This window comes from Lysinibacillus sphaericus (assembly GCF_015844675.1).
GTDB classification, from domain to species: Bacteria; Bacillota; Bacilli; order Bacillales_A; family Planococcaceae; genus Lysinibacillus; species Lysinibacillus sphaericus_E.
Genome location: NZ_LDGC01000070.1, coordinates 23,678 through 39,306, shown reverse-complemented (window position 1 = coordinate 39,306; position 15,629 = coordinate 23,678). Strand labels below are relative to the sequence as shown.

At 35.7% G+C, this 15,629-nt stretch carries 24 protein-coding genes and 3 pseudogenes; 4 read left to right on the top strand and 23 right to left on the bottom strand.

Annotated elements, in window-relative coordinates; translation table 11 throughout:
• Positions 1 to 142 precede the first annotated feature (142 nt).
• The 10 genes and pseudogenes from ABE34_RS17120 to ABE34_RS17075 all read right to left on the bottom strand — a co-directional run bounded on the left by ABE34_RS17120 (position 143) and on the right by ABE34_RS17075 (position 6,285).
• Entirely contained in the window at positions 143 to 946 is an 804-nt protein-coding gene (locus ABE34_RS17120) for a class I SAM-dependent methyltransferase (RefSeq protein ID WP_197143672.1), read from the bottom strand.
• Positions 934 to 1,365 carry a BrxA/BrxB family bacilliredoxin gene (locus ABE34_RS17115; protein WP_197143671.1) on the bottom strand — a complete coding sequence of 144 codons (432 nt, stop codon included), beginning with the start codon at positions 1,363 to 1,365 and terminating at the stop codon, positions 934 to 936. Before ABE34_RS17115 ends, ABE34_RS17120 begins: the two co-directional genes overlap by 13 nt.
• A gap of 326 nt (positions 1,366 to 1,691) precedes the next feature.
• Complete coding sequence (locus tag ABE34_RS17110; RefSeq protein WP_197143670.1) at positions 1,692 to 1,877, bottom strand: hypothetical protein; 186 nt, start codon at positions 1,875 to 1,877, stop codon at positions 1,692 to 1,694.
• The gene (locus ABE34_RS25210; protein ID WP_346655578.1) at positions 1,874 to 2,764 is read right to left on the bottom strand and encodes a phage portal protein; all 891 of its coding nucleotides are present in this window, start codon (positions 2,762 to 2,764) and stop codon (positions 1,874 to 1,876) included. Before ABE34_RS25210 ends, ABE34_RS17110 begins: the two co-directional genes overlap by 4 nt.
• 75 nt (positions 2,765 to 2,839) lie before the next feature.
• Entirely contained in the window at positions 2,840 to 3,142 is a 303-nt protein-coding gene (locus ABE34_RS25205) for a hypothetical protein (RefSeq protein WP_241747206.1), read from the bottom strand.
• Positions 3,143 to 3,192: 50 nt separating this feature from the next.
• A complete protein-coding gene (locus tag ABE34_RS25200; protein ID WP_241747207.1) occupies positions 3,193 to 3,369 on the bottom strand; it encodes a hypothetical protein in 177 nt (58 codons plus the stop codon).
• A pseudogene (locus ABE34_RS17100) lies at positions 3,362 to 4,830 on the bottom strand (DEAD/DEAH box helicase family protein). Before ABE34_RS17100 ends, ABE34_RS25200 begins: the two are co-directional and overlap by 8 nt.
• A complete protein-coding gene (locus tag ABE34_RS17095; protein ID WP_197143669.1) occupies positions 4,823 to 5,035 on the bottom strand; it encodes a hypothetical protein in 213 nt (70 codons plus the stop codon). The pseudogene ABE34_RS17100 and the gene ABE34_RS17095 overlap by 8 nt, the downstream one beginning before the upstream one ends.
• A pseudogene (locus ABE34_RS25885) lies at positions 5,022 to 5,656 on the bottom strand (terminase small subunit); the annotation flags it as partial. The gene ABE34_RS17095 and the pseudogene ABE34_RS25885, both read right to left, overlap by 14 nt.
• Before the next feature lie 107 nt (positions 5,657 to 5,763).
• Positions 5,764 to 6,285 carry a hypothetical protein gene (locus ABE34_RS17075; protein WP_197143666.1) on the bottom strand — a complete coding sequence of 174 codons (522 nt, stop codon included), beginning with the start codon at positions 6,283 to 6,285 and terminating at the stop codon, positions 5,764 to 5,766.
• A 115-nt stretch (positions 6,286 to 6,400) separates the two neighbouring features.
• Here ABE34_RS17075 and ABE34_RS17070 point away from each other — a divergent pair, with 115 nt between their 5' ends.
• A complete protein-coding gene (locus tag ABE34_RS17070; protein WP_197143665.1) occupies positions 6,401 to 6,814 on the top strand; it encodes a hypothetical protein in 414 nt (137 codons plus the stop codon).
• 369 nt (positions 6,815 to 7,183) lie between these two features.
• Here the strand turns inward: ABE34_RS17070 and ABE34_RS17065 are convergent, their stop codons facing one another.
• The 9 genes from ABE34_RS17065 to ABE34_RS17030 all read right to left on the bottom strand — a co-directional run bounded on the left by ABE34_RS17065 (position 7,184) and on the right by ABE34_RS17030 (position 11,811).
• Positions 7,184 to 7,486: a hypothetical protein gene (locus ABE34_RS17065; protein WP_197143664.1), complete on the bottom strand. Its 303-nt coding sequence runs from the start codon at positions 7,484 to 7,486 to the stop codon at positions 7,184 to 7,186.
• Positions 7,487 to 7,823: 337 nt separating this feature from the next.
• Positions 7,824 to 8,144, bottom strand: coding sequence for an HNH endonuclease (locus ABE34_RS17060; protein ID WP_241747208.1), 321 nt, complete (start codon positions 8,142 to 8,144; stop codon positions 7,824 to 7,826).
• A gap of 19 nt (positions 8,145 to 8,163) precedes the next feature.
• On the bottom strand, positions 8,164 to 8,415 hold the full coding sequence (locus tag ABE34_RS17055) for a hypothetical protein (RefSeq protein WP_197143663.1): 252 nt from the start codon (positions 8,413 to 8,415) through the stop codon (positions 8,164 to 8,166).
• A gap of 296 nt (positions 8,416 to 8,711) precedes the next feature.
• Positions 8,712 to 8,918, bottom strand: coding sequence for a hypothetical protein (locus tag ABE34_RS24820; RefSeq protein WP_206700836.1), 207 nt, complete (start codon positions 8,916 to 8,918; stop codon positions 8,712 to 8,714).
• A gap of 279 nt (positions 8,919 to 9,197) precedes the next feature.
• Positions 9,198 to 10,058 (bottom strand): hypothetical protein, encoded by an 861-nt coding sequence (locus ABE34_RS17050; RefSeq protein WP_197143662.1) that lies wholly within the window; start codon positions 10,056 to 10,058, stop codon positions 9,198 to 9,200.
• Between the two features lie 146 nt (positions 10,059 to 10,204).
• Positions 10,205 to 10,621, bottom strand: coding sequence for a sigma-70 family RNA polymerase sigma factor (locus tag ABE34_RS17045; protein WP_197143661.1), 417 nt, complete (start codon positions 10,619 to 10,621; stop codon positions 10,205 to 10,207).
• Positions 10,622 to 10,915 carry a hypothetical protein gene (locus ABE34_RS17040; RefSeq protein ID WP_197143660.1) on the bottom strand — a complete coding sequence of 98 codons (294 nt, stop codon included), beginning with the start codon at positions 10,913 to 10,915 and terminating at the stop codon, positions 10,622 to 10,624.
• Positions 10,916 to 11,073: 158 nt separating this feature from the next.
• Positions 11,074 to 11,628, bottom strand: coding sequence for a site-specific integrase (locus tag ABE34_RS17035; RefSeq protein WP_197143659.1), 555 nt, complete (start codon positions 11,626 to 11,628; stop codon positions 11,074 to 11,076).
• 6 nt (positions 11,629 to 11,634) lie between these two features.
• The gene (locus ABE34_RS17030; protein ID WP_197143737.1) at positions 11,635 to 11,811 is read right to left on the bottom strand and encodes a hypothetical protein; all 177 of its coding nucleotides are present in this window, start codon (positions 11,809 to 11,811) and stop codon (positions 11,635 to 11,637) included.
• A gap of 225 nt (positions 11,812 to 12,036) precedes the next feature.
• Here ABE34_RS17030 and ABE34_RS17025 point away from each other — a divergent pair, with 225 nt between their 5' ends.
• Positions 12,037 to 12,234 (top strand): hypothetical protein, encoded by a 198-nt coding sequence (locus tag ABE34_RS17025; RefSeq protein WP_197143658.1) that lies wholly within the window; start codon positions 12,037 to 12,039, stop codon positions 12,232 to 12,234.
• A gap of 29 nt (positions 12,235 to 12,263) precedes the next feature.
• Here ABE34_RS17025 and ABE34_RS17020 read toward each other — a convergent pair whose 3' ends face one another.
• The 3 genes from ABE34_RS17020 to ABE34_RS17010 all read right to left on the bottom strand — a co-directional run bounded on the left by ABE34_RS17020 (position 12,264) and on the right by ABE34_RS17010 (position 13,355).
• Positions 12,264 to 12,560: a hypothetical protein gene (locus tag ABE34_RS17020; RefSeq protein WP_197143657.1), complete on the bottom strand. Its 297-nt coding sequence runs from the start codon at positions 12,558 to 12,560 to the stop codon at positions 12,264 to 12,266.
• A 67-nt stretch (positions 12,561 to 12,627) separates the two neighbouring features.
• Entirely contained in the window at positions 12,628 to 12,867 is a 240-nt protein-coding gene (locus ABE34_RS17015) for a hypothetical protein (RefSeq protein ID WP_197143656.1), read from the bottom strand.
• A gap of 290 nt (positions 12,868 to 13,157) precedes the next feature.
• On the bottom strand, positions 13,158 to 13,355 hold the full coding sequence (locus ABE34_RS17010; protein ID WP_197143655.1) for a hypothetical protein: 198 nt from the start codon (positions 13,353 to 13,355) through the stop codon (positions 13,158 to 13,160).
• A gap of 265 nt (positions 13,356 to 13,620) precedes the next feature.
• On the opposite strand from ABE34_RS17010, the gene ABE34_RS17005 reads away from it, so the two are divergent.
• Both ABE34_RS17005 and ABE34_RS17000 read left to right on the top strand, forming a co-directional pair.
• Positions 13,621 to 13,791, top strand: a complete 171-nt coding sequence (locus ABE34_RS17005) for a hypothetical protein (protein WP_197143654.1) — start codon at positions 13,621 to 13,623, stop codon at positions 13,789 to 13,791.
• 306 nt (positions 13,792 to 14,097) lie between these two features.
• Positions 14,098 to 14,289: pseudogene (locus ABE34_RS17000) on the top strand (tyrosine-type recombinase/integrase); the annotation flags it as partial.
• 267 nt (positions 14,290 to 14,556) lie between these two features.
• Here the strand turns inward: ABE34_RS17000 and ABE34_RS25685 are convergent.
• Entirely contained in the window at positions 14,557 to 15,501 is a 945-nt protein-coding gene (locus tag ABE34_RS25685; protein WP_197143653.1) for a tetratricopeptide repeat protein, read from the bottom strand.
• Positions 15,502 to 15,629 lie beyond the last annotated feature (128 nt).

The window sequence follows — 15,629 nt, the reverse complement described above, 5'->3', positions numbered from 1 at the left end:
TCTTTATAGCTCTATGTTCTCAATCCTTATACTTGCCAACCCCAGAAACATACAATCTAACACCACTATATTTTACCATATTTTGAATTTCAAATAAAAATAGAGGCCCGTTCACAACAATGAACAAGCCTCTTGAAAACACTCAATATTTACTTCCATCAACATCTAAAACACCATAATGAAACTTCGCAGTCATTCTTGTTAATTGTTGAAAATGATATTTAGCAAACCATTCTGAGCGAAAATGAGCCTTTAACACTACCCGTTTTCTCGCCACGCGATACGCTTCCATTACCCATTCATCTGTTAATGTCACATGTTCCCCAGCTATGCGTAGTGCTTCAAAATTATTGGCTTCTTCAATAATTTCTTCAAACATCGGATCCATATAGACGACATCAAACGTATTGTCGGGCAATGTTTTCAAATAACTAACCGCCTCAGCCTGCACCACTTCTATATGGCGCATACATGCAGTTAATGGAAGCTCAGTCGTATCGTAGGATTGCATCCCTTGCTCAACTATAAAAGCTACATTCGGATTCGCTTCGAGCCCAACAACTTGTCCCGCCTCGCCAACTGTATAAGCCGCCAGCATAGCATCAGCCGCTAGTCCCAATGTACAATCGAGCACTGAATCTCCTTTTTCAAGCTGTGCCGCTTCTAAAAACGGCTCCACTTCCCCACGAGCAACACGCTTTAAGCGAAAAGCTGCTGAATTTGGATGGAAGAAAAACGGCTCATCTGCACCAAAAGCATAATACTCAAAACGATTTTTCCCAGCAACGATTACATTTGCATGCAATTCTTGTGAAATTTTCCGAACAGAACGCTTTTTTCTTGGCTCAAGCGGAGCATCTAATTGTTCACACGCAAAAGCAGCGAGCGCCAACGATAAATCGTCTGGTCTGCCCGCTGTCGTAACAATAGTCTTTACTTCTCGCATGTTTGCTCTAAAACACCTGTTAAATGTGAAACGATTTGCTCCACAGGGAACCCTTCAATCTGTTCACGTGGAATAAAGTAGGCCAATTGCCCATCCTTTAAAATCGCCATCGACGGTGAACTTGGTGGCACATCCTCAAAATAGCCACGCATCGCAACAGTCGCTTCCGGATCCTGACCCGCAAAAACAGTCACAAGATGATCCGGCTTCACCGCCTCCACTGCCTCACGAGCAGCTGGACGTGCCAACCCAGCCGCACATCCACAAACCGAGTTAATCACAACTAACGAAGTCCCCTTCGCCTCCGCCATAAATTCATTTACCGCATCAGCCGTCGTAAGCTCCGTAAATCCAGCCTCGACTAACTCCTCGCGCATTGGCTTCACTACCTGTTTCATATATTCATCGTAAGCGTTCATGCTTTTACCCTCTTTCATATGTATTCGCAAAGGTTATTATAGCAAGGTTTTACGTCATTGTATAATGATTCGATTTCACCGTTATTCACTTGCATTCGGAATTTTGGTAGCTTTTTTGTTGCTTTGGTTGCTTTTTAAAATCGTTAATAAATGCTTTAAGAGGATATTTTCTTAAAAATGAATAAAGGGTCACTCAATTTTTTATTTTTCAAACGAGTTACTTTTTTACTCGTAACTTAAAAAAGACAGTTCCGTTATTTTAATTTAGTAATCTAGTCTTCCTGTTTAATAATGGATTCCACAATTTTAATTGTCGTAAATTAATTTCAATGATTACTGTCAATTATTTCAGGTATAGCATGATAACGGCCTTCCGTTTCCAGTTGTTTAATTTTCTCAATCAATCTATCTAACGAGCGCAAGACAATAGCACGTACCTCAGCATCTTGCTTTAGCACGCGCTCTATGATTAATTTTCTCGATTCAAGTTTTAGCTTTTCGAACTCATTCATGCTGCATCATTACCAATCTGTTTAATTATTTCCAGCAACTCTTTTTCAAACTCGGCAGAATCAGGCATTTTAGTCTTGGCAATCAACGATTTGAGAATACGTTCCTTTTCTCCTTCACCTTCTTCTTCCTCATATTTGTACATTGTGTCAACAAATTTAGATAGATAGTTAACTGCTGATTCATCAGAAATAACATTAGCTTCAAGTGCCGCTTTCAATGCATTTACAACATTGAGCAATTCCTCACTGATTTCTTTTGATGTACGAGGGTCAATATTCGTCCACTTCAATTCAGTTGCATAGGTCTCAAAAGCAATGTTTTCCGATTGTGCAGTCATTGCTAAGACAATTCGTGCCAGCCGCTTCCAACTGTCGGCAAAATGCTCACGTTTACGCTCAATGGAGCGGATAAGGATTGGCATTTGTTCTTTAACGGAAGACAGACTAGACGGTGTATGCACACCGAAAACAAACTCAGGTGTTTCGGATGTATCAACAATACAGTAGAAAAGGAATTTAAGTAGCTCTTTAGCATCACCGATTTCTGATTTAACTTCTATAAACTCAGCTTCATCATCTGGAGCCAGTAAGAGCATTTCATGTCCATCTAAATTTATAGTACCGCCACCTTTAGCAAATTTAGCTGGGTCCGTAATACCGAAGTTATTCTTTAAAAAAGTTGTAACTTCCTTAATTTTTAGCTTCAGACGAGGTGTGCTGTGCATTTTCGAACCTTGCATAGCATGTAACATAACATCATGATAAGCCTTTAAAAACGGTTCAATTGGTTCTATATCCGACTGGCCGAACAATCCTTCGTCTCCCTCATTCTTGAAGTGAATTATCGGAATGAAGTCCCAAGGAAGCGGGATTGTTTTAGATTTCACGCCAGGAGGAGCATCTCCATCTACTTCGATAATACGTTCCCCCTTCCGGATACGTTGTGTGATAGTTGCTTTTTCCTAATTCCCTTGTTCGTCTTCCCACTCATGAGAAGAAACAAGTTGGTATTCATTTATCGCACCAGTCAAGGGATGGCGTATAATATCCTTGACCTGACCAGGAGGGATAATGTTATAAACCAGTCGAGTAGGTTGTTCTGGATATAGTGCTGCATCTGCTTCCTCCTCTCGAGTAATCCAAACGAAACAATCACCATCACGTAAAGAATCTCGTTCAGTTCGTTGTATGTTTGAAATGTTATCTTTAAAGAAAGCTTCTAATATTTCTTGAGCATCCTTATCTACAATTTTAAATTCCGGCACACCCATAAAACTTACTGTATTGTTGATAATGGACTTATCAAACCCCGCACCTAACTTGTAATCGTCGTCGTGTTGTAATATAGTTTTTTAGCCATTTCGTAATCAACTCGGCTACTGTCTAACTTATTGCCGCTTCCAACGGATCCAGAAAATATTCCGAAGCGGCCCATTATGTTATCACGTAGCTTTGACATTTCACCTACTGCTTTGTTCAACCATTTAGCCATATACTCTCCCTCCTCTCAATAATGCAGCAACATCGTCGTTCATTGGTTCTTGACCTGTCTTAGCAAATGCTAATACAAGAGCATCTGCTCGGTCAGGTGATCGTAAACCGCGCTTTTTCATTTCTTTCTTGCTTTCAAGTCGGATCTTACCTTTCGAAGTTACTTCATACTTTCGTGTAGATAACTGGCCGACTAAATCATCATCATTTGGAATTTGAATGTCACCATCGTGAAGTAAATCACGTAAAGTTGCCCACGCCTCTGTACCCCAATTATCATAATGCTCCGCTTCAATTGCTTTTCCACCGTTATGACAGTCACTGACAGTGATGCGTAAACCTTGTTCTCTCACAACCTCGCGCAATCGGTGAGTCACACCACCACCGACACCATCATCATCGACTTTGATAACACAAGATGGTCGCCCATATTGGAGCATTAGTTCTTTAGCAAGCTTTATGGCCTTACCAGCTGTTGGCATTGTATCCTGTTTCAAATATGTTTTAATAACAGGAACATAGTTACCAATACGAAGCACAATAACCGTTTCATCATCCCCAAACCTAGCAACGTCTACACCTATTTCAAGTGGAGCGGATTCAGGAATAACATACCTCCACTCGCTATTTTCGTCATCTTCTTCATTTGCGTACCTTATCCTATAGACTTCCCTCATTGCTGCCGCTTCTACTTTTTCAAGATGAATAAATGTATCAGGTTCAGACTTTGGAAACTCACCGAAGACACGAACACGAACACGAACACGAACAACATCACTGTCCTGGCCATACTTACGAATAAGGGCTCAATGTTATCTTTACTTGCTCTGGAAGAATCATAGCTCGATACTTTATGTGTTTTGTAATCAGCCCTGTCACGATGATGAGAATCATAAAAAGCCCCTCTCGTTCGAGTCGGGTTACCACACATCAATAATTTGTTTTCAGCACCTGAAAGCGTACCAAGAATAGCCTCCATAATGTTATCCGCTACGCCTGACGCTTCATCAACCACAAACAGCATGTAATCCTCGTGGAAACCTTGCATATTTTCAGGCTTAGTAGCTGTCCGAGCAGTTGCAAACCAACGTTCCTCATTACCCATCATGTAGACCTTAGTTTTGGTCCATTTAAGGAAATTTTAAACCAGTGTACCCTCAAGCCATTTTGCTATTTCAGCCCATAAGACATCATTTAGTTGTTATCTAGTTGGAGCGGTACATATCACCTTTGGATTCGGACGACAGCAAAGGTACCAAATGACCGTTACCGCTTCAAGACCCGTCTTTCCAACCCCTTGACCGGAGCGGACACTTACAAAAGGATTATGTGCTAAATCGTTTAAGACATTTCGTTGCCACTCGTCAGGGTAAAACTCTAATATGTCCTCTGCAAAAGCCACTGGATCATCCCAGTAAACACCTATAAGGTCAATTAGTACATTGTAAGGCATGTTACTCATGGGCTTTCACCTTGCGTTTTTCAGCAACCTTACCAAGAGCAACCACCCAATCTTCGGCACTTTGATTTTTATTCCCACCCTTGATATTTTCAATTTCAACTTTTGTCTTATTGATGTTCAACTTAGCCAGTTCATACTGTAATCGTTTTTGCTGATTTTCATTAAGTAAATCATAATATTTAGAGAGCATATTAAGTGCTGCCATCTTTACCTTTTGACAATTCACTGATAATCGTTCCATCGACCTCATCTGATTTTTTTAAATAAAATGCAGTGTACGTGTATGGGACAATTCGAGTGACCTCTTTCTCTAGCTTTCCATCATCATCAAACTTTCGTTCAATTTCCTCGACTGTTGATTCGATACTTTCGAAGCGGATGAAATCACTAATATCCGCAAATGCTATATCGATATATTTTTGTAGTACCGCTTCTGCAGATAACATTATCCCATCCGTGAGATCTTTTTTCAGGCGTTCAATCTCAGTTTTTATGCCATCAGCCGGTGAGCGTTCGCATGAGCGGTTCGATAATCGCACTCGTAGGCCTTCTGATAGGCTTTCGTAGCATTCCAGCACCGCACATAATACATACAAAAAAGCAACTGTCTATCATTCAGACCGTTGCTTGGTATTAATTCATATCCTACTGTTTTTTGTGACCGCTTCTTGGGGCTGCTACGAGTAGATATTTTCTTTTTGGGTATACCATCGTCCCAACCATCTTCTTTTCGCCAACGTCTCAGTGTGCTTTCACTAACACCAAATTTGGCAGCAATTGCTTTGAACGTGACTTTACCTTTATGCTTACGATAATAGCCATAAGCTTTTTCACGATTGGTTTAGCCATCCTTCATTAACACCACCTCCACATTTGTACTGTTATCAGCTAAATTAAAAAGTTAACACTTTTTATAAATAAGAATTTCCCCGCTTATTCCATAGAGTTAACAATTTTAACTACACCATCCATAGTAATTTTTTTACTGCTCTCTTTATCAATCATAAAAGTGTATCCAAGTTCTTTCTTTTCAACTACGAACACATCAAAATCACTGTGATTATAATAAAGTAATTCATTTCCATCTTCTAAACGTATTTTTTTAGAAATATTTGAAGAAGGTGGCGTTTTGGAAACCAATATTTTAAAACGGGTACGTGGTGAATTCTCATCTAAATAAGAAATTTCTAAATTGGGTACTCCTGATTTACTGCTAAAACTTCCCACAATATGTGTAAAAGTAATTGATGGAACACGAGTTGGAAGCTCTAAATTTTTTTTTAATAAATCTTCGGTTTTTTTTATTGCTTCATTTACCTCAGTAAAACCGTTGTCTAAATAAAGTTTCTTAACATCATACGAACTTCCTGGTTTAGTTGCTTTATCTTCTGCATGAACAAGGTTACTGCTCCCAATAAACAAAAAAACAAAAAGTAATACATATATTTTTCTCAATTCAAATTTCCTCCTATTTTAATTTATTAATTATTTTGCCCAAAAAAAAGGATTTATATATTTCATATCGAATTTAATAATATGTAACCCAATATTTTACAAAGGAGGATATGAAATGAAATTCCTATTAAAGTCCGTATTAGTATTTTTGCTAGCATTTGCTTTCTTTAATGTTAATTTAAAACAAGCAGATGCCTACAGTATTTGTAGTGCATCAGAAACCAGATGTGCCCATACATTTTTGTTTTATAACAAAGACAAAAGTTCATCTACCAATACTGTTTATTTCAGCAAAGGGGAAACAATTTGGTATTCTTGGTCAAATGAATCTCCTGGTATTTTTCACACTAATGTAGCTATTTATAAAGGCACTAAACAAATTACGACTGGTTACAAGTCAATCCCAAGTTTAGGACTAGATGGTGGTAATGTGTCAGCTCCTGAATCTGGTTATTATCATCTTGTCGCTCTTTGTAGTGCTGGAGATCAAAACAGGTGTGAAGGTGGAGGAAAAATATTTTATCAATAAATAGTAAAATAAAAAGCTTATTATAATGAGGGCTTTATTTTATCTTGAGTAAGTAACAAGAAACAAAAATTAAATGTGGGTCTGCAAATAGCTATCACCATCTATAGCGGAAGCCCTGAAATCCTTTAATATTTGGAAGATACTCTTGTCATAAATCGTCCATAAAAATAAGGCAGCCGCTCAAATTTCGATTAGTTACGTCACATGAAGCGGTTGCCTTTTCATTAATTCGTATAAACCTAATAGATGAAACAATGTATCCGTTTTTCACAAAATATACCCTATCATCGAAATATATTCATCACCTTATTATGTTAGTTTTTTGATTAAAAAATAAAAAGAGCTCTCCATAGAGAACTCTTTAAAAAATTATAAATGATAGGAATCATTTTCCTTCCATTCACCTTCTCCATCATAAAAAGAAAGTAATTGGTTTTTGGCATTTCTTAATGCATCTTTTTCCGTTTCGAAGTTAGCTGCTGATGTAATATAAACTCCAGCTTTATCTTTTCCTCGATAAAAGTGACTAGTTCGCATTTGATAATAACCATCTACATCAATATAAATTTTTATACCCACTCTTTGATGCCCAATATATAGTGAATATTCATTCACCAAACGCTTAATTTCGTTAGTGTGTGTATTAGATAACAACTCAAAATCCCAATCCATATCATTCACCTCCCAACTAGCCAATCATAAATCAGAAAGTGAAATATATGTATCAATTTTTTGCTCTCAAAACAAGTATAGTTGCCCTAGCAGTTAAGAGGAAAACTGCTCGATACTCACTTTTCAGGGCAAAATATAAACACCCCGAAGGATGTTTATTTAAGTTTTAAGTCGATGCTTCTTTAAAATTTTCTGACAGCCTTTTTTCATGTTCAAATTCCAAGGTTTCTGTTAATTTATCTACTATTCCTGTTAGTGTATATAAATCACTATCTGCTAAAGGCATGATTAGAGATCTTGCAGTTTCAACGAAATTCTTAATCTCTTCATAAAACTCCTACCACCTCTCTTCATTGGTAAACTTAGGCGCCCTCGTTGACTCTAGACGATCATGTACATCGTTATGACACTTAATGCATAGGCATTGTAAGTTTCTTAGAGTCAATGACAAATGTGGGTTCGTCTTGACTTCTTTCATATGATGAACATTTTCAGCTTTGTGATAGCGACCAGCTGCTTTACATAACTGACATTCATAGTTGTCCCGCTTTAATGCTTCTTTGCGTAAAGACATCCACTCACGGCTCTTATAAAATCTCATCCACTCATTATTATTAATGTGCTTGATTAGTTCTTGTTTGCGTTCAGTCTTAATCATTTCATTGTTCCCCCCACAACTAGACTAGTTCATGTACCGCATCTGCATTACCGTATGTTAATCCAAACACACTCACCTTACTATTCATTACGTGAACTAAATCATCGCTGTTTGCATTGATGTAGAACTGTTCTTTCGCATCGAATGAAATAGCTGGCACTGTGATTACCTCTCTGACTCCTTTTGCATCAATACCTACAAATACAAATGGAGCTTTATATTCACGTGCACCGTTAAAAGTTTTAATTATGTTTTGTTTTGTTATTGACATATACTTTACCCTCCACAGTTCGTAATGCTTTGCTCATTAGCTTTTAAAGTCTGTTTAGCTTTCGACTTTATATCTTCAAGACTGTATCAAACTCGGCCCTATCGGTTACTAGTGCATGCTGGTCTTCATCGGTATCTAATGTTCCTGAGATACATACTCACCCGTAAACTAGTCCATTATTATTTGTTATGGCTGTTTGATACAGTCTTCAAGGCATAATAAAAAGCCATGCTCATATGAACATGACTAATCTTTAATATTTCAATCTTGCCCTTTTATTGCACAGCGATGACTATTTAATCACTACTTTTTTGATTAAATAATTTTCGTTCAGGCATCCATTTTGCCCCTAAAAGAGAATTAATTATCGTGGCAAGGATTAATCCCAAAATGAATCCGTAAAACGGATGGCTTTTTAGAATATACATTGGAAGAATCATAATACAAACAACTGTAACCACTAGGTTAACTATATAGCCTAGTTTCGGTCGACTTTTAAACATTTAGCATACCTTCTTTTTTTGATTTAATGAATCTGCACCTTTATCGATTAATTTAAAATTTAGGTAAATTCATCCAAATCAATCATAATGCCATAGGTATTATATGTCTAATAAAAACCATAATAAAAAGCCCACACTCATTGAATGTAGACTTTGAAGTAATATTATTTTTTCACAGTGCTTTGATGGAACATGTTTGAGAAAAGCACGTATAAGCCACTCCCTCAAGGCATAATAAAAAGCCACACCTAGTTAGGCATGACTTCCATATAATAATTGCTAAAAAAATTTATTATATAGTTCTATGAATTTCTCTCGGTCATTTAAACCAATTGTTGTTAGATACCCTGCAAATTCGAAAGCCTGAACATAACATCCAACCAAAATATATTTTTCAAACATATTCGAAAGAGGAACATTTTCTTCTACAATTTTTCCATTCGCTCTAGATTTAATTTTATAACTATCTGTTTTTAATACGTAGTTAATAGTCGTATGTGCCTCTGCATTTCGCAAATTTCTATCTATCATTTCCAATAATAAATCATATTGATTATTTTTATTTAAAATACTAATTTTTTCGTATAATTTCATTTTATTTATATTGTAAAAATTATATTTCTTTTTGTTAATAATCATTTCCAAACAAATGAGAAGATTTAATGTTTTACTAATATACTCTACACCATTTGCATATGCTACAGACATAGATTTTGTATATCTTAATTTCTTAGAAATATTATTAGGATCAGCGTTCATTTCTTTATATAACAATTTAATATCATTAAAAACTTTAGCATACTCACTATATGCAGTCATGAACTCCATTGCAGTATTGTCTTTACGTCCTAGTTTAAAATTACTAATAAGTTCTACCGATTCTTTAGAATTTTCTTCTATAGCTTTTAAAAACAAATTAAAAATAATAAACATATATTGATATACTTTGTCTTTTTGAAATTGATTTTTATCCTCATGCCAATCCGTTAGTATCTTATATAAGTAATCTACAACATCATAATCATCCCTAATTTCTACTAATCTTTTTGCTTCTTCACCAAAATGACCATCTAAAACGACTAAATCTAATTCATCTGCTGCGTCATGAAATTCTGGAAACTTACTTTTAAAATCCTTCATATTTCTCAACTCCCTCCACATTAATCATAATGTGAAAGGAATCATATGTCACTATTAGAAATATGAAACATATCAACATTTTGCTCGTGAAGAAAACCATTCATCTTATTTAGTTGTCATTGCCTGTTTCTTCATCTGTAAATATATCACGCTTTGACAAGTGTCGTTGTTACCTCTTTGTTACCTTGTGAAACTACCTTACGAATATAGCCATAAGAGTATCCTAACTTATCAGCAATCTCTTGATATGTCATACCATCGATAAACCGCAGCTTAGCTATTTTGTATTCTAATCCTTCAAGCTTTTCTACGTTTTCACGAATCTCTTTTTCAATTGCTTGATAGTGTTCTAACTTTTCTTCAAGCGAAGCAATGCGTCCATTCAAACGATCTGTTCGTTGTGAAGCTACATCAAGCCCATACTTTGCTGCACCTATTGAGGAAAATGGTAAATGCTCATTCTTGCCAATCCAATATTCCTTATCAACCTCAAGCATTTCAATTTCAGCTTTTACAATATCTATAATGCGTAATAAATCCGCATAGTTCTTCATGATTTCCATTTATACTCGCCCCTTAACCATTCTCTTATTTTGTTTAAATAGCTTCACTGCCAGTTCGTGTAATTCATCGGTTGGCTTGGCCCTTAAAATGTCTGATACGTCCGTTCCAATTACTTTTCGTTTACCAATACGAAAACCTAATTCATTCAACATTTTAGCTACCCTTGCTACATGTTCATACAAGACATAAAGCTTAATAGCATGTTGTTCAAACGTTTCTGGAACATAGCCTTCAACCATTTCAATATAGTCCTCTAACCTATTTATCTGCTCTCTTGCTTCATCTATAGTCATATTGCCTATCGCCCCTCTACCGCACTTCAATAAATAGACTGGTGCATTCGACGTTTATCACAAACCCTGTATTATCAATGCTTCAACCTACTTCTCAATATGAGTACACGCTACTCTTTTTTATGTTGTACTGTAAAAATAAAAAAGAAGTTGATTAATCATTTCACCCAATCTGGTTTAAAATTGTCCATTGCTTTATCCAGTACATCTTGGTTGATCCCTACATATCTCAATGTTGTTTCTGGTGATGAGTGATTGAATAAAGCTTGTAATGCTACTATGTCTTTTGACTTTAAATAGAAATGATAACCAAATGTTCTGCGTAATGTATGTGTCCCTATTTCTCTAATTCCACATTTCTCTGCTGCTTTACGCAAAATACGATAGGCTGTTGATCTATCAATTGGTCGATTGTCCCCTTGTCGACTTCTAAATAGATACTCACCTTCACTCAAACCTTGTATATAGCGTTGAACATCTTTCCTTATATATGGTGGAAAAGTGAAGCGTTTTGGCTTGTTTGTCTTTTTTTCCACAATATCTATATGAGCGTATTGAACATCTTCTTTTCGAAGCTGTAACATGTCGGATATTCGAAGACCAGCACTTATACCGATATAGAACAACATATAATCTCTTTCATTCATGCTTTTTAAATATTGAAGCATTGCATTTACCTTTTCTGGATCACGTATCGGCTGAACAACTTTCATTTACTATCATCCTTTCTGTCTAAATGCTCCATTTACTCTTTTGTAAGTGCTGCGCTTAACTCCCATTAATTCTTCAATTTCTCTTTGACTCATCTTCTTTTTAGGTTGGCGTCTTTTTGACGCTCGCCCTTCAACTTTTTTACTTAATCCCTTTTGTACCAACTCTGTTTGTAATGTCCTCATGTCCTCACGTCTTTAATAGAATAAAAAAGAGGCACCAACAAAACAGGTTATTACCTGTCTGTTAGTGCCTCCGGTATTTTCCGTAAAGGCTAATATTTAATTGTTCTCTCCCTACTTCATTTCCTCAAAGTGTGCAGTAATTGAATCAATCCATATTTTCAAATATCCACTAATTATGTTATCCTTATATAAGTTATTAACCTATATATTAGGAGTTGTTATGCAATGAAAACACATTCTAAAATTGGAAATATGATATTTGTTTTAGGCTGCTTGTCGCTTTCAATCGGATTAGCAAGATTAACTGGTTCCCTAGAATATAATAGATTTATTTCAAATAAATCTATTGCAATAATATTTGTTGCTATAGGGCTTTCTGTTGTGTTCATTTCATTCTTTGTAAAACCTCAAAAAGATAAATAACTTTACTGAACAAAATCTTTCAAGTGTGTTCATTCATTATCTCCACGGATTAAATGTGGTTGTACTCTAGATTTTGGTAAACGTAACAAATTAACTAAGCCGAAATCGTCCAATGCATTTCCACCTTTAATCGCACCTTCTGGTATCCACACCTCTAATTTGATACGATGATAACCTTTACGCTTACCTGATTTGCTTGGTGCATGTACTGAACAGCTACCAGACATTGGCGCTAAAACTAGCATACTGTCAGGATTGCTTTCTTTAATTTGTCCTGCTACTTTTTGAACTGACTCTTGTGTTACATCAAAAATTACACTCCTCAATTTACTAACTCCTATCTTTTAATTAGCTTCACTTAATTTCAAAATCTTTCTCTAATTCATCAAATTTTTACAAACATTGTTGGAAAGCCATTTTATGATTACAAACTTCTGTATCATTTACTAAATTTACGGCTGCTTCTACAAATTCGTGTAGTGTTTCTAACAATATTTGCTCCCTGTATAAGTGGAAGTAAGCGCCTCCGAAGCTGACCTTTCCAGTTTCCTTATCGAGCCAAAAAAATGGTGTATCTGATTCATCTACTACGACCAACTTACCTTCGAAAACTTCATGTTCTTTGAATTTCAAGTTATAAGCATCGTGCTTTGTTTCAAAATATTTCTCCTCCTAGTTGAACAAAATCTATTAATCATGTTGCTCCCACTCCCACAAACTAAGTTTCCCTTTTGCAGGAATTGGTTTAGTCATCTACTGTACTTGATCTAATTTCCAAGCAAACCGTCCTTCTGTATAGTCTCCAAATGGGTATTCCTGTTCGTTGATTATGTCACCTGTTGTTTCTGCAGTAGCATACTTGTCTTTAGTCACTTTATAACAGTCCGTTAAAACGGCTGTTGCAATGACACAACCTGTCGGAATTAATGATGTTGTATAAAAGCCATACTTAAATAGGATCTCTTGAATTTCAGGATAACTACATGCATCGTAATCAATCGTTTACTTGCATGTATTGCAATTGGACCTCGATATATCGTTTGCCATGATCTTGTTTCAAATTTCTTTACTTTCAATGCAATCAATAAAGCCCATAGTTGTATGAATGTTATAGCTTTCATACGTTACCCCTTCTGTGTTCATTTTTTCAAACCTACACGCATACGTTTACTCTCACTAATTTCACTATTATCCTCATTGCGCTCATTGAACCATTCAGGCACAATTTCTTGAAGACCTTGTGGTTTACTTCGATTAGAAGTAGGTGGTGACAACTAATGCATTTTGTTCAAATAAATAAGACAACTTGGCGTTGTACTGGTGAGGGCCCTCGTACCCCTTCCACTGGTAAACGTCGTCAAATTACACGTCGTGGTAAATAAGAAAATGACGTTAGAAGAAATTACTACTGAGGAAACAGGAAAGCTTTATTTAGAAACAGATGAACTGAAGGAATTTTTAAGTTACGTGGACAAGCACCGTAATATCATGTATCGTACTTTGATTTACACAATCGCCTTCACAGGTATGCGCCCAGGAGAGGCTGTTGCCCTATAGTATGAAGATATCGACTTTGAGAAAAAAGTTATTAACATCAACAAAACAGTATATGCGAAAAACAGCATACGAGGTGATTTCGATCTCACTCCACCAAAAACATTGGGCAGTATCCGTACAATTGATATTAATGATATTGTGGTAGAAAAATTGAGGCAACTCTATCAATTGCGTGAAGATCGAGAATGGATAAAATCTGACTTTGTGTTCGGTGACAAGGAAGGCATCCCCCCTACCGTCAAGATGCTCAACCAAACCGTCCGACGTCTTGGAGCCCTCACCGACATTTAAAAACAATTCCGCACCTACATCCTCCGCCATACACATATTAGTCTACTGGCAGAGGCAGATGTAGATATGAATTTCATTATGAACCGTGTCGGCCACAAAAACTCGGTGACAACTACTAAGATTTATTTACATGTTACTTCTGGTATGCGTGCTAATGTATCTGGGAAGATGCATGAAAAGTTTGCGGAATTGTTGGAGATAAATTAATGAGATACTGAGAATTAGGTAGTATCTCTCAATTTTTAAAAAAGCTTAGGTTTCAAAAGAGTTTATATTAATCTTTTGTTAAAATAGTGAAATTTCTCATCCTATTAAATTGTATTTACCTCTTTTAACTTCTCTATCTCATTATGCACGCTTGAATCATCACACCCCAATTCCACCGCTTTTTCAAGGTTTTTTAGAGCCTCATCATTATTTTTGAATTTCTTATTTATAAGCTTTGAGTCTGTAAAGTTCTGAATTCTCAGGACTTTATTTAATTGCGTTATTTAATATTTCAAGTGTATTATCAAAGTTATTCAGTTTAATACAAACATCAATATACTTGTCATACACATTTGTATAACTAGGACTTATGTCAATACTCTTTAAATAATCATTAAGAGCTAATTCTAAATTATTGATATTATGATTTGCAAGACCTCTGTTATAATAGTATGAGGGATTAAAGGGCTTTAACTTTATAGCTTTATTGAAATCTTCCAAAGCTATTTCGAATTGTTTATCTAATGCATAACATATACCCCTTAAATTATAAGCTCTTTCTTGATCTGGTTCTATACCGAGGATTTTATTATATACATCTATAGCGGATCCATAATCATTATTCTTTACTAATACTTCGGCTTTAATAAAAAGGTAATCTATATTATACTTTTCATCTCCAATTAATTCTTCAACTCGTTTTAAAACTTCATCGAAGTTTCCTTCTTTTAATTTTATCTTCAATTCGTAAATTTCTTTTTTACTATCGATTTTTTGTTTTCCAATGATATTAATCATTCCGTCTTCAGAAATTACGATTATCACACATTGATCTTTCAAATTATTTCTATTACGATATCTTAAAGCAGAATTATAACGAGCACCTCTAGAACTATCACCATCCTCGCTTGCTTCCCCATCAAGAATTACCCCTATAGAATGACATCTTCCCTCAATATCAATATATATTGCACCGTCTATTTTTGTTAATTGGTTTAATAGAATATTTCTATCATCGAACAAGATGTCATCTAATAAATCAAAACTTTCTATCGCTATACATTGCTTATTTAACCTTTGTACCTCTTCTCTAGCTAATTCTGGGTATGTAATTACAATCATAGTCCCATGCATTTGATTGGACGCTTGATAAATTATCTCGTTTACTTTCGATAAATAATTGTTTAATGATTCGATTTCAGTGATATTCACTTGCTATCGGAATTTTGGTTGCTTTTTTGTTGCTTTGGTTGCTTTTTATTTATAGAGAAACGCTCATATTTTAGCTAAGAATTAATGGAAGTAATATAGCTAGGTCTTCTTGACGAATGAGATAACTA

What these genes read in the sequence shown, in the direction of transcription:
- ABE34_RS17035 (WP_197143659.1), bottom strand. Translation starts at nt 11,628, where the DNA reads ATGAAAGTTGTTCAGCCGATACGTGATCCAGAAAAGGTAAATGCAATG.
- ABE34_RS17070 (WP_197143665.1), top strand. Translation starts at nt 6,401, where the DNA reads ATGAAATTCCTATTAAAGTCCGTATTAGTATTTTTGCTAGCATTTGCT.
- ABE34_RS17030 (WP_197143737.1), bottom strand. Translation starts at nt 11,811, where the DNA reads ATGAGGACATTACAAACAGAGTTGGTACAAAAGGGATTAAGTAAAAAA.
- ABE34_RS17120 (WP_197143672.1), bottom strand. Translation starts at nt 946, where the DNA reads ATGCGAGAAGTAAAGACTATTGTTACGACAGCGGGCAGACCAGACGAT.
- ABE34_RS17010 (WP_197143655.1), bottom strand. Translation starts at nt 13,355, where the DNA reads ATGAAAGCTATAACATTCATACAACTATGGGCTTTATTGATTGCATTG.
- ABE34_RS25200 (WP_241747207.1), bottom strand. Translation starts at nt 3,369, where the DNA reads ATGGCTAAATGGTTGAACAAAGCAGTAGGTGAAATGTCAAAGCTACGT.
- ABE34_RS17115 (WP_197143671.1), bottom strand. Translation starts at nt 1,365, where the DNA reads ATGAACGCTTACGATGAATATATGAAACAGGTAGTGAAGCCAATGCGC.
- ABE34_RS17060 (WP_241747208.1), bottom strand. Translation starts at nt 8,144, where the DNA reads ATGATTAAGACTGAACGCAAACAAGAACTAATCAAGCACATTAATAAT.
- ABE34_RS17055 (WP_197143663.1), bottom strand. Translation starts at nt 8,415, where the DNA reads ATGTCAATAACAAAACAAAACATAATTAAAACTTTTAACGGTGCACGT.
- ABE34_RS17095 (WP_197143669.1), bottom strand. Translation starts at nt 5,035, where the DNA reads ATGGCAGCACTTAATATGCTCTCTAAATATTATGATTTACTTAATGAA.
- ABE34_RS24820 (WP_206700836.1), bottom strand. Translation starts at nt 8,918, where the DNA reads ATGTTTAAAAGTCGACCGAAACTAGGCTATATAGTTAACCTAGTGGTT.
- ABE34_RS17110 (WP_197143670.1), bottom strand. Translation starts at nt 1,877, where the DNA reads ATGAATGAGTTCGAAAAGCTAAAACTTGAATCGAGAAAATTAATCATA.
- ABE34_RS17045 (WP_197143661.1), bottom strand. Translation starts at nt 10,621, where the DNA reads ATGGAAATCATGAAGAACTATGCGGATTTATTACGCATTATAGATATT.
- ABE34_RS17040 (WP_197143660.1), bottom strand. Translation starts at nt 10,915, where the DNA reads ATGACTATAGATGAAGCAAGAGAGCAGATAAATAGGTTAGAGGACTAT.
- ABE34_RS17050 (WP_197143662.1), bottom strand. Translation starts at nt 10,058, where the DNA reads ATGAAGGATTTTAAAAGTAAGTTTCCAGAATTTCATGACGCAGCAGAT.
- ABE34_RS17065 (WP_197143664.1), bottom strand. Translation starts at nt 7,486, where the DNA reads ATGGATTGGGATTTTGAGTTGTTATCTAATACACACACTAACGAAATT.
- ABE34_RS17005 (WP_197143654.1), top strand. Translation starts at nt 13,621, where the DNA reads ATGACGTTAGAAGAAATTACTACTGAGGAAACAGGAAAGCTTTATTTA.
- ABE34_RS17025 (WP_197143658.1), top strand. Translation starts at nt 12,037, where the DNA reads ATGAAAACACATTCTAAAATTGGAAATATGATATTTGTTTTAGGCTGC.